The sequence below is a fragment of the Leptospira fainei serovar Hurstbridge str. BUT 6 genome (assembly GCF_000306235.2).
Classification (GTDB): Bacteria; Spirochaetota; Leptospiria; order Leptospirales; family Leptospiraceae; genus Leptospira_B; species Leptospira_B fainei.
Genome location: NZ_AKWZ02000003.1, coordinates 263,173 through 277,141, shown reverse-complemented (window position 1 = coordinate 277,141; position 13,969 = coordinate 263,173). Strand labels below are relative to the sequence as shown.

Annotated in this window: 14 protein-coding genes and 1 tRNA gene; 9 read left to right on the top strand and 6 right to left on the bottom strand. The window is 44.4% G+C overall.

Annotated elements, in window-relative coordinates; translation table 11 throughout:
- Positions 1-2: 2 nt before the first annotated feature.
- The 4 genes from LEP1GSC058_RS05385 to lysS all read left to right on the top strand — a co-directional run bounded on the left by LEP1GSC058_RS05385 (position 3) and on the right by lysS (position 3,018).
- Positions 3-674 (top strand): CDP-alcohol phosphatidyltransferase family protein, encoded by a 672-nt coding sequence (locus tag LEP1GSC058_RS05385; RefSeq protein WP_016548628.1) that lies wholly within the window; start codon positions 3-5, stop codon positions 672-674.
- A 48-nt stretch (positions 675-722) separates the two neighbouring features.
- Positions 723-805: transfer RNA gene (locus LEP1GSC058_RS05380), tRNA-Leu, on the top strand.
- A 72-nt stretch (positions 806-877) separates the two neighbouring features.
- Positions 878-1,513: a hypothetical protein gene (locus tag LEP1GSC058_RS05375; protein WP_016548573.1), complete on the top strand. Its 636-nt coding sequence runs from the start codon at positions 878-880 to the stop codon at positions 1,511-1,513.
- 2 nt (positions 1,514-1,515) lie between these two features.
- The gene (gene lysS, locus LEP1GSC058_RS05370; RefSeq protein ID WP_016548440.1) at positions 1,516-3,018 is read left to right on the top strand and encodes a lysine--tRNA ligase; all 1,503 of its coding nucleotides are present in this window, start codon (positions 1,516-1,518) and stop codon (positions 3,016-3,018) included.
- Between the two features lie 14 nt (positions 3,019-3,032).
- Here lysS and LEP1GSC058_RS05365 read toward each other — a convergent pair whose 3' ends face one another.
- A complete protein-coding gene (locus LEP1GSC058_RS05365; protein ID WP_051133768.1) occupies positions 3,033-3,536 on the bottom strand; it encodes a hypothetical protein in 504 nt (167 codons plus the stop codon).
- Positions 3,537-3,690: 154 nt separating this feature from the next.
- Here LEP1GSC058_RS05365 and serA point away from each other — a divergent pair, with 154 nt between their 5' ends.
- On the top strand, positions 3,691-4,914 hold the full coding sequence (gene serA / locus LEP1GSC058_RS05360) for a phosphoglycerate dehydrogenase (RefSeq protein WP_016548331.1): 1,224 nt from the start codon (positions 3,691-3,693) through the stop codon (positions 4,912-4,914).
- Between the two features lie 505 nt (positions 4,915-5,419).
- Complete coding sequence (locus tag LEP1GSC058_RS05355; protein WP_039948043.1) at positions 5,420-5,725, top strand: hypothetical protein; 306 nt, start codon at positions 5,420-5,422, stop codon at positions 5,723-5,725.
- Between the two features lie 71 nt (positions 5,726-5,796).
- On the opposite strand, the gene LEP1GSC058_RS05350 is transcribed toward LEP1GSC058_RS05355, so the two are convergent.
- From LEP1GSC058_RS05350 to LEP1GSC058_RS05330, 5 genes are all read right to left on the bottom strand, one after another.
- Positions 5,797-6,009 (bottom strand): hypothetical protein, encoded by a 213-nt coding sequence (locus tag LEP1GSC058_RS05350; RefSeq protein ID WP_010410485.1) that lies wholly within the window; start codon positions 6,007-6,009, stop codon positions 5,797-5,799.
- A gap of 259 nt (positions 6,010-6,268) precedes the next feature.
- Positions 6,269-7,141: an LA_0442/LA_0875 N-terminal domain-containing protein gene (locus tag LEP1GSC058_RS05345; protein WP_016548459.1), complete on the bottom strand. Its 873-nt coding sequence runs from the start codon at positions 7,139-7,141 to the stop codon at positions 6,269-6,271.
- 322 nt (positions 7,142-7,463) lie between these two features.
- Positions 7,464-8,348: an alpha/beta fold hydrolase gene (locus LEP1GSC058_RS05340; protein WP_084680376.1), complete on the bottom strand. Its 885-nt coding sequence runs from the start codon at positions 8,346-8,348 to the stop codon at positions 7,464-7,466.
- 30 nt (positions 8,349-8,378) lie between these two features.
- Positions 8,379-8,849 carry a DUF309 domain-containing protein gene (locus LEP1GSC058_RS05335; RefSeq protein ID WP_016548431.1) on the bottom strand — a complete coding sequence of 157 codons (471 nt, stop codon included), beginning with the start codon at positions 8,847-8,849 and terminating at the stop codon, positions 8,379-8,381.
- Positions 8,833-10,332: an aldo/keto reductase gene (locus LEP1GSC058_RS05330; RefSeq protein ID WP_016548310.1), complete on the bottom strand. Its 1,500-nt coding sequence runs from the start codon at positions 10,330-10,332 to the stop codon at positions 8,833-8,835. Before LEP1GSC058_RS05330 ends, LEP1GSC058_RS05335 begins: the two co-directional genes overlap by 17 nt.
- A 246-nt stretch (positions 10,333-10,578) precedes the next feature.
- Between LEP1GSC058_RS05330 and LEP1GSC058_RS05325 the strand changes: the two genes are divergently transcribed.
- Genes LEP1GSC058_RS05325 through LEP1GSC058_RS05315 form a run of 3 tightly spaced genes read left to right on the top strand, consistent with a single transcriptional unit; the run spans position 10,579 to position 13,920 of the window.
- Positions 10,579-11,268 carry a succinate dehydrogenase cytochrome b subunit gene (locus LEP1GSC058_RS05325; protein WP_016548568.1) on the top strand — a complete coding sequence of 230 codons (690 nt, stop codon included), beginning with the start codon at positions 10,579-10,581 and terminating at the stop codon, positions 11,266-11,268.
- Positions 11,269-11,272: 4 nt separating this feature from the next.
- Positions 11,273-13,189 (top strand): fumarate reductase/succinate dehydrogenase flavoprotein subunit, encoded by a 1,917-nt coding sequence (locus LEP1GSC058_RS05320; RefSeq protein WP_016548460.1) that lies wholly within the window; start codon positions 11,273-11,275, stop codon positions 13,187-13,189.
- Positions 13,189-13,920 (top strand): succinate dehydrogenase/fumarate reductase iron-sulfur subunit, encoded by a 732-nt coding sequence (locus tag LEP1GSC058_RS05315; RefSeq protein ID WP_016548492.1) that lies wholly within the window; start codon positions 13,189-13,191, stop codon positions 13,918-13,920. Before LEP1GSC058_RS05320 ends, LEP1GSC058_RS05315 begins: the two co-directional genes overlap by 1 nt.
- Positions 13,921-13,969: the final 49 nt, after the last annotated feature.

Here is a 13,969-nt window from a genome sequence, read left to right as displayed (position 1 = left end):
AAATGCTACAAGAAAAAAAACCAAAGGATTTGCTCGAAGATAGAATCTTCACTGTCTCGAATTTCTTATCCGTCAGCAGAGTGTTCCTACTTCCGTTTTTCATCCATTTCACTCGTAAACACATGGAAGCTCCGAGACACGGAGAATATTTGTTACTTGCGATAGCGACTTGCGTCCTTGCAGTACTAACGGATTATTTAGACGGATTTTTAGCTAGGCTACTAGGACAAGAATCCATTTTAGGAAGATATTTGGATCCGGTATGCGATAAGATCGTTACAGTCGGAGGACTCTCCGTTATCGTACACTACTATCAATTTCCTCTTTGGATCCTCTGCGTATATTTATTTCGCGAGGTTCTCGGGGTTTGGCTGGGCGGATTTTTATATCTAAAAAGAGGAATCCAAGGTAGACCCAACTGGTGGGGAAAATTCGGCGTAGGCTTGGTGGCCATTACTGTTCTTTGGTATATGACACTTCCATTATTAGGCGACGACTATTCGCAGGATCATTTCTTCCATCATCCGGAATATTCCGGATATATACTTGTAACGATTTTAATTATCGGTGTCGTGGCTTATGCTCGCAGATACTGGGATATCGTTTTCCATCCGGAAAGAGTCGTACTTGATCCTGAAGATAAGAAGCAAAAGAAGAAATACCAGCTGGTATGAAATTCCTTGACACTGCGAGGTTCTCTCACATTCTGTCAATCGCAGCCCGCTCGGGTGGTGGAATTGGTAGACACGCAAGCTTGAGGTGCTTGTGCCGATTAGGTGTAGGGGTTCGAGTCCCCTCTCGAGCAAACACACCCATCGGGAACTCCGGACCAATTAAACTAAAACCTCAAATTGGGCCCGTTCAACGGTAAGACTCAATGTCATCCAGCCCACTCTCCGTACAAGAATTTCTGAATAAGACCAAATTGATTTCCTACGGCATATTCGGATCGCTTTTCATATTTTTGATCTCGTTCTTCTCCGCCCCGCTTCTACTCGTTTCGAAAGCCGATCCCAAAAAATCGGATGCGATCGTAGTGGAAGCGATCGAAACTGGTAGGAAGGATAAATTCAAACAGGCAGCAGCCCTCTGGAAGAAGGGACTCTCTCCGGTCGTTCTCGTTTTATATTCGCCCGCCGGAAACGATTCGGATCTCGGAATCAATTCGGATTTAGCGCCGAATCTCCAGACCTTTCTGACTTCGCAAGGAGTAGAAGAGAATAAAATATTAGTTTATACCGTTCCAGCCGGTCCTCAAGAATTTCCAAAAACGTTGTTGAAGATCGCGCTGGATCGGCAGTGGAAAAATTTTCTTTTAGTTGGACGGGAATACGATTCAGCGACATTATTACGACTCTATCGTTCCGTCTTAGAACCTGCAGGAATCTACTTTGCGGTTTCAAAGGTTCCGGAAGGATTCTCCGCAACTGATTGGTTTTTAAAACCGAAAAGCCTCGAAAGCATCTTAGGTCGTTTAGCAAAGTATTATTATCTCATATTATTAGGAATCTAAAAATGTCCCAGCAAGAAGTTAAGGAAACCAACGAACTCATACAGCAGAGGATTCAAAAAGTAAACGATCTAAAAGCGAAAGGAATAGATCCTTATCCTGTCCGCTATTTTCCGGATTCTCTATCCTCTCAATTAATCGAAGATTTTTCTAAAAAACCGACAGGACCGGAAATCAAGTTCAGACTTGGCGGTCGATTGCACTCGAAACGCGTGATGGGAAAAGCAAGTTTCGCTCATTTAAAAGATAAGAGCGGCGTGATACAACTCTACGCTACAAGAGATGATTTAGGTGAAGAGAACTACTCCCTTTTTAAAAGTTTGGATCTAGGCGATTTGATCGGAGTGGAAGGTTATTTGTTTCAGACACAAAAGGGAGAAACCACCTTACACCTTACTACGGTAACGCTTTTAGCTAAGTGCATTCGCCCTTTGCCCGTGGTGAAGGAAAAGGATGGCGTAGTATATGACGCTTTTTCCGACGTAGAACAACGATACAGAATGCGTTATGTGGACTTGATCGTGAACGATCACGTTAGAGACACTTTCGTAGTTCGAAGCAAAATCGTCTCGGAAATTCGCGCATTTTTGACCGGAGAAGGATTTCTGGAAGTCGAAACGCCGATGATGCAACCCATCGCAGGAGGAGCGGCAGCCCGCCCCTTTTCCACCCATCATAACGCTTTGGACATGCAGTTGTTTTTACGAATCGCTCCGGAACTTTATTTAAAGCGCCTAATCGTCGGAGGACTGGATCGGGTTTTTGAATTAAATCGAAATTTTAGAAACGAAGGCATTTCCACGAAGCATAATCCGGAATTCACCATGATGGAAGCCTATATGGCGTTCGGAGATATGGGGAAAATGTTGGATCTAACCGAAAGACTGATCACACATCTAACGCAAAAGATCTGCGGAACCTTAAAAATCCCCTATGGTAAAGATCAGGTGGATTTATCTCCTCCATGGCGGAGAGTTAAGTACGTAGACATCATTAAGGAATATTCGGGTATTGATTTTTCGCAAATTAAGACATTAGAGGAAGCTAAAGAAAAAGCCTCAGCGATTAAGGTCGATGCTTCGAAATGTCATTCTATCTGGAAGGTCGCCGACGAAGTCTTTTCCGAAAAAGCGGAACCTAATTTAATCCAACCTGTGTTCGTGACCGATTACCCGAAAGAACTTTCACCCTTGGCAAAATCCCATCCCGATAATCCCGATTACGTCGAACGATTCGAGCCGTACATTGTTGGACGCGAGATAGGCAACGCTTTCTCGGAATTGAACGACCCGTTCGATCAAAAGGAACGATTCGAAGAACAGGTAAAACAGCGCGAGGCGGGCGATGATGAAGCATTTATGATGGACGAAGATTATATTCGAGCGCTCGAATACGGTATGCCACCTACCGGGGGCTTAGGAATCGGAATCGATCGTCTCGTAATGCTGCTTACGAATTCGCACTCAATACGAGATACGATTCTATTTCCCTTGATGCGCCCGGAATAAGTTCGTCAAATCGCTCAGTAATTTGTGATCGTGAGCTTGGCTTGGGCATCCAGCTTGGCTCTAGTTTCTTTCAGAAAGTTCTTAAAGGCTTCCGCATCGCCTGCGCTGAGACTCCTCGTCGTCGTATTTTCCCTAGAGGAAAAACTGAATTCGATTTCTTTCGCAGATTGAATTTTGTCCGCGACTTCGATCGGAAGCAAGGAAACCAGGCGGAGAGTCTCTCCGTATTCGGTGGAAACCTTTCGCAAATTATGCCACGTTTGATCCAGTTTTATGGATACTCCAAGTGGAAAACTTTCTTCGAAGGAACTTACGTAATATTCCAAAAATAGCGGTTTTTCACCGGTTCGATTATTCAAAATTCCTTTAAAATTAAGCGAGCCTGAACGTCCGCTCGAGCAAAACCAGGACGAAATGCAAATCGGTCCGGAACGAAGTACTGTCTGTTCGATGACAGGTTCGGCGACGATGGCAGGACGGGAAGAACAACCTCCACCCCCGATCAATGCCGCAATCATAGGCAAGAATAACAAAGAGAGGTTCGGAAAAATTTTTTTCTGCAAAGCGGGACCTCCGACGATTTCGGCTCCATGCTCTTCGACAGTCTTCACAAGTGAAGTAAAAAATCCGATTTCCAGGGAATCGAGGAGACCTTTCCATGGTTCTATAACTATGATTTCCTATCCGAAAGAAAAGATCAATGTCCTCCTCTTGGAAAACGTGCACAAGGACGCCTTCGACATCTTTCAAAAAGATGGTTTTAATGTCCGCTTATTGCCGCAGGCATTAAGCGAGGATGAACTCTTAAAGGAAATCGAGAACATTCATGTTCTCGGAATACGGAGTAAGACGAACGTTACAACGCCGGTATTGGCAAAAGCCAAGCGTTTGATGACGATCGGTTGTTTTTGTATCGGAACGAATCAAGTAAACCTAGCAGAGGCGGAACGAAGAGGAATCCCGGTATTTAACGCCCCCTATTCGAATACCAGGTCCGTTGCGGAACTCGTCATTGCGGAAATCGTAATGTTAGCGAGAAGAGTCCCCGATCATATCCGCAATACGCACGCGGGTATCTGGAATAAAATCTCTAAAAATTGCTTCGAAGTCAGAGGCAAAACGTTAGGAATCGTAGGATACGGCCATATCGGTAGTCAAGTTTCCGTCCTCGCCGAAGCTATGGGATTGAAAGTGGTTTATTACGATGTTCAAACCGTTTTACCGTTGGGAAATGCGACACCGATTCAATCCTACGAAGAGCTATTGCAAATTTCGGATTTCGTAACTTTCCATGTTCCCGAAACCCCGGAGACTATGAATTTGTACGGGAAAAAGCAAATTGCAGCTACGAAAAAAGGGGCTTACGTTATAAATCTTTCTAGAGGAAAAGTGGTCGATCTTGAGGCTCTTGCAGAATCGATCAAGGCGGGACAGATCGCGGGCGCAGGGGTGGACGTATTTCCGGAGGAACCCGAATCCAATAACGATCCGTTCATTACTCCGATGCAAAATCTTCAAAACGTAATATTAACTCCGCATATCGGGGGTTCTACGGAAGAGGCTCAGAAAAATATCGGATCCGAAGTCGCAAGCAAATTGTTGAAATTTATGAACAATGGCTCGACTTCGTTTGCGGTGAATTTCCCGCAATTGGAATTGACTCCAATCCCACCGGGAATGTATAGAATTTTGAATGTTCATAAGAACCAGCCCGGCTTCTTGAAGGATATTAATGCGTTGGTTTCGGAAGTAGGGGCGAATATCAGTTCTCAACACTTGGGCACAAGCGCTGAAATCGGTTACTTATCTATGGTAATCAATATGAGCGTCGGCGACGAGCTAAAGGAAAAGATAGAGAAGCATCCGGGATCACTTCGGACTAGGATTTTGTATTAATTGAAGGCGCCTTTTCATGACTTCAGCTTTAAATCTCGTTCGGATCGACTTTGGTTGCCCCCGTATTCGAACGGAGATTCCATCTGCATCTCCGTAAAAACATTCGATAGACTTACGAAGATTCGTTTAACTTTAGATAAATCTGTATTGAAAAATCCATTTAGCTGCTAAACTAAACAACGTGTTTGAACTTTTCCTAACCACTCAGCATCGCTTTTGGGGCAAAGCTTCCGATTTCCGATCGTTTCTGCCGCTTTCTTAAAAGCCACCGGCTCTTCTTACCTTAAAAACCGTCTTTATCCGGCGATTCTTTGTAGTTTTCCATCCATTCATATCTGCCTCGGCACTTCGGCACATAACTTGCATAATAGGTTATGACGGAGGCAGCCAATTCCGGGCTTACGGATCTTTCTTTTTCTTAGCTTTCGCTTTGAATCGTAAAGCGTTCTTAATCCTTATGTAAGCTACTTCCGCTACGATTACAGACAACAACGGGAGGACCGCCATGAAATACAGTAGAATCCCTTCCACCCTAAACGTCCGTTTTCAAGAGATTGAAGACGTTAAAATCAGGATTGCCGAGAATGTGTTGGTAGGACTCGTTCACCGGTCCGAAGCTCCGGTCGAACCTGGAACCAACTTGTCCATACGAATTGGGATGGTAAGCTTATCCGGAAACATTGAGCTTCCTATGAAAGTAATCAAGTGCGACAAGATTTCGGACGCCGAATTCGATTTGTATTTGAATTACTCCGAAAAGGACTTCGGAAAAATCGAGGAAATCGAGGAACTAATCAGAGATTTAGCTTAGATCCAAGAGAATGTAAGGACCCTGCAGAATCCCGACTCCCGCATAAAAACGGCGAGAGTCGGGGTAGATTCTTATGCTACGAATAAATCAGCTTTGCTGATCATCGTAAGTGGAACCTTGCTAGCATTTAGTTTATCAGGGAAATAGACGATTTCTTCGCCTACCAATCTGCGATTTCGATCGAGTTCAACTACGGATCCGTCTTTCAAATGAAGGACAATATCAATCCCACGATAGTTTACATATCTCTCGAGTTGATCTCTGAATTTATTTCCCTGTTCCATGGTTGCTCCTCAGCTAAATCGTTGAGGGGTAGCCTATTTAAGTACGATTAAAGTACAAGTTTTTTTATTTCTTCCCGTATAAATTTTTTATGTCCTATACCCTCCGGAGGTACTTAATGAATGGCGAGGACTATTGATTTGTTTAGCTTTACGAATACAGGAAGGATCTTCGATAGATTAAAAAAAGTTAATATTACTTATGCCATCACGCTTTCATAGAAGAGAATCGGATTCCCGCACTTCTATTGCAGGGCCTAGGTTAAAATAAAACCGAATAACGGATTTCTCCGTAAAATGCTTTGCCGGTCGGTGATCCGAAAGAACTCGAACCAATCGTATTTGAATTTAATGCCGCGCGATCGTATCCCGCGTTCCACTGAAGTCCATTTCGCACAGGGGTTCCATCGGAAGACAATACGACATCTTCCTTTTCCCAGGATGCTCCGGTAAAATAAGAATGCACCAATTGGATTAGGTATACTGCCCCAACTATCGCAAGAGCGTTATTATATTGCTTAACGTCATGCTGGTATTGGCTTTTCTTCCCCCCGACATAAAGACTTCCCAAACCGATCGAAGAATTTCCTAAAATCAATGTAGATGTCAGGGACGATTGATCATAATCGGATTTGGCCGACTGTGCATGCTTTGCGGCTACCGTAGCGTATCCTAAACTCGATACCAATAAGCTACTATAGACAATTCCGGTCGTTTTTCTTCCGGCATAGATATGGCCCCAACCGGGCAATAATGCGGACCTCCACACTACGCTCCATCTATTCCTACTAGGCACAACGGGGGGAGGAGTAGGTGGAGTAATAATGATAGGTTCTTCTTTTACGGCTTGCGGCTCTTCCTTTATTTTTTTCTCTTCTTCCTGCCGGATTTGCTTTTCTTCATCTTTAGTTACTTCTTTATAAATTACTTTCAAGATGGATCGTTTCGAGACGCTCACTATTTTACCATCCTGACCACGAACCTGAATCGATTTCTCATTTTGAGTGATAACGTCTCCTTTAATCGTATTCCCGTTTCTTAGAAGAATGGATTGTACGGCGAAAAGATGAGAAGAATAAATCACAGCGAAGGTTAGTAGCGCTAAACGGATAGTATTGAAGACTTTTGAGAACATTCTGGCCTTTGAAACTTTTTGACAAAAGTAAAGTCTCCTCCGGATAAGCAAAGGAGTTTTTCAGGTAAAAACACCCGCTTCACCAAGGTTTTTTCCATGATGGACAACGCTAATTTTATGAATCATACCGCCGTCGAAAGTCGAGGTTTCAAAGATTTGAGACAAAACTCTAGCTTCAGATTATCGGCTCCGATCTAAATCTACATCCTTTCCCTGAGCGAATTCGTTTATTACTCGCTACGGAATGTCGTTTTTAGATCGTTATTTGGAGGTTGTTCCAATTCCACTCCGGATTACAAAAGCAGATTCAATGTGTCAACCGTCACAGCGTTCGATAGAAATCGCTTAAGATTCCGACTAACTCCTCGGGTTTGTCATGATGCATATTATGCCCTGCGTCTTCCAATTCGAAATATTTCAGATTACGAATATGTGAAAAAACCTCTTCCCTATCATCCAAAGGTAGATGTGTTTCCTTTCCGTAAACGACAAGCACAGGACAGGCAATTGTCTCCCAAAGATATCTGGTGAACTGAGGACTGATGAATACGGGCGGGCCGTTTTTATAAGCTGGATCACTTTTCCATATATAACCGTCGTCCACAGGTTTTGTCAAATATGCCGCGATCTTTAACAGGCGTTCCTTTGGCAACCTCGGGTAGACCGGTGATAAGCGAAGCGCTGCCTCCTCGACACTACGAAAGCTTTTCTGCCTCTTTCTTTCTCTACCGGCTAACCCGCTCTCCCAAGTTTCCAACCAAGATCGAAATCTCTTTCGTTCCTTTTCGGGATTCTGAAGAGAGCTAAATCCCTCTAAACAGACCAACGATTCGACACGTTCCGGTAGGATACCGGCGATACGGGATCCCAGGCCGCCTCCCATCGAGTGTCCTAGGATGTGAAATTTTTCGGGTAAATGTTTTGAAATAAAACTTTGGGTATCTACGAGCGGCAGCATAAAATGGTAAAACCCTTCACGGAGCCATTCGGAATCTCCATGACCGCGATAATCGAATCTATACAGATCAAAATTCTCGGAAAGAAAATTCTCTTGGAACAAGAAAGTATCCGAGGAATCCATAAAACCGTGAAGAAGTAAAAGCGCTTTACCTTTGTTATTATCTCGCTTCGTGTACGCGAGTTTGTATCCGCCGGATTCAAAATAATTCCGCTCTAGCTTTCCGATATTTTCGTTCGCCGTTTCCATATTTCCTTCAAAAGTCATAATAAGAAAAACTCAAATGGAAGAAAACCATTCCTCTCCCGTTTCGGTCATTATCGGTAAAGAAAGTCCTCGAATTTGTTCGAGATCCCAATCAATATCCCCGTTGAATTTCGTAAGTAGTATCTCTAAAAATTGAATCGTCTTTAGCGCATGAGAGCGGCCGGCGGATGAAAGCTCCGCGAATTGCAATAATGCGTCGAATTTCTGCTTAGATTTTTCGGCTTGCATTCTTGCGCCTCGTATATTCGGCTTTACGAATATTTTATTTAGAGAAATCGCCAATTGAATCCAGCCGTGCAAAAGTAGTTTCCTGGCTCCGAATTCTTTCTTCCATTGAAACTCGAACACCTCATGCAGCTCAAAGTAATTGCCAGCAAAATACAACCTTCTTCCTTCCATCCATGCAAAGGAAAAACTGGACTCCGGATCGGAGGTATTGCGAATCCTGTCTAAAATCGCCAGGATTTCAGGATCGAATTCCATGGTATCCCCATTCCTCCTCTGAAATTGGAGACCAGACCTGGTTTTTAAGCTCCAGTATGTCTTTCACATATTCTTCTTTTCTCATTCCGACCAGCACGGTTCCCTTTTGCAATAACTGAGACAAATGTAAAACCATCATAGAGGATAGGCTATTTGGACTGTGTCTGTCTGAATGAAATCTTCCCTTTAATTCCTCATACAGAGGTAGGCGAGCCTCGGCTTGATGCAAAACAATCCATTCCTCAAAATACGGGATTGTCTTGTTTAGCAGATTCGTATAACGAATCGCCTCTTCTTTTCCCAGACGATCGGATATAAATTTTAAGGAAGATTGTGCGGCCGGGATCCAGGATCTACCCAAAAGCTGATGTAGCTGCTCTATATTCGGAATCTTTTCCCGATAACCGAACCACTGGGCGCTCAGACTTTTAAACCCTGTTTGACTTTCCGGAAGATCATGGAGCGGAGTTTCATACGTTCTTAACTCTTTGAATAATGATTCCAAAGCGGCAATTCGGGTCTCCTGATCCGGACCCGGTCGATAGGCTAATCGAACCATTCCTTTATCAGAAACGAACGAATTCAATGGTCGATTGATAAGCGGAAGAATGTCGAAGTTCCTACAAATGGCTAATAGATTCTCGCCAGCTGAATTATGATTCCGTAGAAAGCCATCTTCATACCAATTGGCAGGAAACTGGGCGACTGCAAAACCGGAATCTTCACCGCCGACTTCTTTCGCAATTTGTAGTACCTTCGACAACGAAGTATCGGTATAAGAATCTTCCTTATCCGGGAAGGTATTGCTGGAAATTCCGTAATAAAGAATTCTACCGTCCGCCCTCGCCCTTTCCAGAAAGGAAAATGCATCTCGAATTCGCCGATAATATTCTTGCTTTGCCGTCTTCTCCGGAACTCCGTGCTTCCGCTGATCCATCAGAAAATATTCCGGGTTATGCAATAAGAAAATATCGATCGTGTACAGACCCAATCTCTTCCTAGATCTCTCTAATTGGTCTTCCAAAAATTCAGGAGAAATGCAATGAAAACAACCGGGTTGATAGTATGTCGTTTCGGGAAATGGATTCCCTGCAACTTCTCGTTGTTCCGCGATTTCCATATTCCGGCCCTGGATATATCCGGCTTTCGTAACAACACAAACCGATTCGCGTTTTATATTTCCGAACGCGAATTCTTCCGAAAGTACTTCTCCGACTAAACTTTCCGCCTCACCGTCTCCATAGTTAGCCGAGGTATCAATCAAATTTACGCCGGAGCGAAGCGCGAGAACGAGGGCCTTTTTATGCGCTGGATTTTCCAAGCCCACTCGATAGCAACCGAACCCGACTCTGGAAATTCGTATTCCTTTAAATTGGAAATAAAAAGCATCTGTTGCAGAGTCTAAATTCTCACCCGCAGGTTGGATCGAACCTGGAAAAAGCTCTCTACGATATAGGGAAATAAATGGGTCTATTTTTTGCATGGAGGCGTTACCTGATTCAGTTTTCTTTTGGAAATTTCCGCGTTGCACAAAATGGAAGTCCATTATAGCCGCTTTAGGTCCAAATGTCCATTTTTTGTCCTTTCGTTTAAAAATGCTTTCCGTATAGACCATATTTTTTACTCTAAATATTAGGGCGAATCGGAGTACATTTGTTCTTTCGTAATTTTCCCATCCTATAAAAACAAATCGATGACTTCTTCCCATTACTCTCACAGGAGAATTTGAATGGATTTTCAGGCTGGATACCTTAGGTCTTCCATCGGTAGAAAAACTATCGTCGGAATTACCGGACTCGTTTTCTTCGGCTTCGTGTTTTTACACATGCTGGGGAATCTCCAGATTTTCCAGGAACCGGATAAGATTAATAGTTACGCCGCGTTCCTCCAAAGCCTCGGCGGACTCCTCTGGATCGCGCGCGGTACGCTTTTGATTGCCTTCGTATTGCACGTTTTCTACGCAATCAAACTTTCTTTAGAGAACAAACGAGCGCGACCGGTAGCATACGTAAAGGAAAGTACGATCCAGGCGACTCTTTCTTCCAGAATGATGGCCCTCACCGGTTTATTAATTTTTGGAGCGATATTGTATCACCTCGCGCATTTTACTTTCGGAGTCACGGACCCGAAAGATTTCGCTTTAAAAGATCCGCAAGGACGGCACGACGTTTATTCCATGGTAGTTTTAGGATTCCAAAATCCGATCGTTTCCACCGCGTACGTCCTTTGGATGTTCATATTGGCCTCCCACCTTCGCCACGGAGTTTCAAGCGTGTTTCAGACATTCGGTTTGAATACGCCGTTCTGGGCGCCGAAGACCAACGCGTTTGCGATCGGATATGCGCTTCTCATTTTTGTGGGAAATTCTTCCATACCACTGTCGATCCTTTTAGGATACGTTAAGTTACCAGGAGCATAATAGAATGAGCTTAGATTCAAAAATCCCTTCGGGTGCTCTGGAGCATAAATGGGACGACTATAAGTCCCATATCAAATTGGTAAATCCTGCCAATAAACGCAAGTATACGATTCTTGTTATTGGAACCGGCCTGGCAGGTGGTTCTGCTTCGGCAACATTAGCGGAACTCGGTTATAATGTGAAAACGTTCTGCTTTCAAGACAGCCCGCGGCGCGCGCACTCAATCGCGGCTCAGGGTGGAATTAATGCCGCAAAGAATTATCAGAACGACGGTGATTCCGTATACCGACTCTTCTATGATACGATTAAAGGCGGGGACTTTCGCGCTCGCGAAGCGAACGTATATCGCTTGGCTCAAGTTTCTGCGAACATCATCGATCAGTGTGTGGCTCAAGGAGTTCCTTTCGCAAGAGAATACGGCGGTCATTTAGATAACCGCTCTTTCGGCGGAGCTCAAGTTTCCCGCACATTCTATGCAAAAGGTCAGACAGGACAGCAACTCTTATTGGGCGCGTATTCCTCTCTTTCTCGGCAAATTGGATTAGGAAACGTGCAAATGTATCCCAGAACCGAGATGGTCGATTTAGTCGTGGTAAACGGACATGCTAAAGGCGTAATCATTCGTGACCTAGTCACGGGGAAAATCACGGCCCATGCCGGAGATGCCGTTGTTTTAGCATCGGGAGGATACGGAAACGTATTCTATTTATCCACGAATGCAAAAGGTTCGAATGTTACTGCAACTTATCGAGCTCATAAAAAGGGAGCTTTCTTTGCGAATCCATGTTATACGCAAATTCACCCTACTTGCATTCCGGTATCCGGTGATCATCAATCCAAACTGACTCTAATGTCTGAGTCGCTTCGAAACGACGGACGTATTTGGGTTCCGAAAAAGAAGGGAGATACTCGAAGTCCCGCTGACATTCCGGAAAGTGAAAGAGATTATTATCTCGAAAGAAAATATCCGAGTTACGGGAATCTCTGTCCTCGAGATATCGCTTCCCGTTCTGCCAAAGAAGTTTGCGATGCAGGCTTTGGGGTCGGCCCCGGCGGACAAGGAGTCTACCTTGATTTCTCGTCCGCAATTCAGCGTCTAGGAGAACATACGATTGCAGAACGTTACGGAAATCTTTTCCAAATGTACGAGCAAATCACCGGTGAAAATCCTTATAAAGTTCCGATGAGAATCTACCCTGCCGTTCACTATACTATGGGCGGACTTTGGGTAGACTATAATCTTATGAGTAACCTTCCGGGCTTGTTCGTAATCGGTGAAGCTAACTTTTCCGATCACGGAGCCAACCGATTAGGAGCTTCGGCGTTAATGCAAGGTTTAGCGGACGGATATTTCGTGCTTCCTTATACGATAGGTAACTATCTTGCCGAAGTAGGATTCGGTAAAACTCCGTCAGCCGATAATGCCGAGTTTAAGAAAGCCGAAACCGAAAGTACGGACAAAATCAACAAGCTTCTAACCGTCAAAGGGCGTCGCACTGTGGATTCATTCCATAGAGAACTAGGTAAGCTTGTCTGGGATAAGTGCGGAATGGCAAGGGACGATAAGGGCCTGAAGGAAGCGTTGCAAAAAATCCCTCAGATCCGAGAGGAATTCTGGCAAAATGTGAACGTTCCGGGGTCCGGTACGGATTTGAATCAATCTTTGGAGAAAGCCGGACGCGTAGCCGATTTTCTCGAATTTGCCGAACTACTTTGTTTGGACGCGCTCACAAGGGAAGAATCGTGCGGCGGACATTTTAGAACCGAACATCAAATGGACGATGGCGAAGCTAAACGAGACGACAATAAATTCTGCCATGTCACTGCGTGGGAATGGAAAGGCGTTGGAGCCAAACCGGTTGAACACAGGGAACACCTGGAGTTCGAGAACATTAAACTCGCAACGAGGAGCTATAAGTAATGGATCTCAAACTAAAAGTCTGGAGACAGAAGAATTCTCAAGAGAAAGGTAAGATCGTGGATTATTCCGCGAAAGATATCTCGCCTGATATGTCTTTTTTGGAAATGATAGATGTCGTTAACGAGGAATTGATTACGAAAGGCGAAGAACCGATCGCATTCGAACACGATTGCAGAGAGGGAATTTGTGGATCCTGCAATATCATGATCAATGGCGTAGCGCACGGTCCTCTCCCCGGCGTGACTACCTGCCAGCTTCATATGAGGTCGTTTAAAAACGGAGATACGATTTATCTGGAACCTTGGAGGGCAAAAGCTTTTCCAGTGATAAAAGATCTGATCGTGGATCGCAGTGCCTTTGATCGAGTGATTCAATCCGGCGGATTTGTAAGCATCAATACGGGTGGAGCTCCGGATGCGAATGCACTTCCGATCGCTAAAAAGCATGCTGACGTTGCTATGGATGCTGCGACTTGCATCGGATGCGGCGCTTGCGTAGCGTCTTGTAAGAATGCTTCCGCGATGCTTTTCGTTTCGGCCAAGGTGGCTCATTTAGCGCTACTTCCCCAAGGACAGGTCGAGAAGAAAGAACGGGTCAAGAATATGATATCTGCAATGGACAACGAAGGTTTTGGAAATTGCACGAACCAATATGAATGCGAAGCTGCTTGTCCTAAAGACATTAAACGGGATTTTATTCGGGTACTAAATAAAGAATATATACTCTCGTAAAGTTTGCAAATCGGCGGAGCGCTTATCCTCCGCCGATTTTCTTCCGCTA

Coding starts and splice junctions, on each gene's coding strand:
- LEP1GSC058_RS05335 (WP_016548431.1), bottom strand. CDS start 8,849: ATGGAATTCGATCCTGAAATCCTGGCGATTTTAGACAGGATTCGCAAT.
- LEP1GSC058_RS05330 (WP_016548310.1), bottom strand. CDS start 10,332: ATGCAAAAAATAGACCCATTTATTTCCCTATATCGTAGAGAGCTTTTT.
- LEP1GSC058_RS05320 (WP_016548460.1), top strand. CDS start 11,273: ATGAGCTTAGATTCAAAAATCCCTTCGGGTGCTCTGGAGCATAAATGG.
- serA (WP_016548331.1), top strand. CDS start 3,691: ATGATTTCCTATCCGAAAGAAAAGATCAATGTCCTCCTCTTGGAAAAC.
- LEP1GSC058_RS05385 (WP_016548628.1), top strand. CDS start 3: ATGCTACAAGAAAAAAAACCAAAGGATTTGCTCGAAGATAGAATCTTC.
- LEP1GSC058_RS05340 (WP_084680376.1), bottom strand. CDS start 8,348: ATGGAAACGGCGAACGAAAATATCGGAAAGCTAGAGCGGAATTATTTT.
- LEP1GSC058_RS05325 (WP_016548568.1), top strand. CDS start 10,579: ATGGATTTTCAGGCTGGATACCTTAGGTCTTCCATCGGTAGAAAAACT.
- LEP1GSC058_RS05355 (WP_039948043.1), top strand. CDS start 5,420: ATGAAATACAGTAGAATCCCTTCCACCCTAAACGTCCGTTTTCAAGAG.
- LEP1GSC058_RS05315 (WP_016548492.1), top strand. CDS start 13,189: ATGGATCTCAAACTAAAAGTCTGGAGACAGAAGAATTCTCAAGAGAAA.
- LEP1GSC058_RS05345 (WP_016548459.1), bottom strand. CDS start 7,141: ATGTTCTCAAAAGTCTTCAATACTATCCGTTTAGCGCTACTAACCTTC.
- lysS (WP_016548440.1), top strand. CDS start 1,516: ATGTCCCAGCAAGAAGTTAAGGAAACCAACGAACTCATACAGCAGAGG.
- LEP1GSC058_RS05350 (WP_010410485.1), bottom strand. CDS start 6,009: ATGGAACAGGGAAATAAATTCAGAGATCAACTCGAGAGATATGTAAAC.
- LEP1GSC058_RS05375 (WP_016548573.1), top strand. CDS start 878: ATGTCATCCAGCCCACTCTCCGTACAAGAATTTCTGAATAAGACCAAA.
- LEP1GSC058_RS05365 (WP_051133768.1), bottom strand. CDS start 3,536: ATGATTGCGGCATTGATCGGGGGTGGAGGTTGTTCTTCCCGTCCTGCC.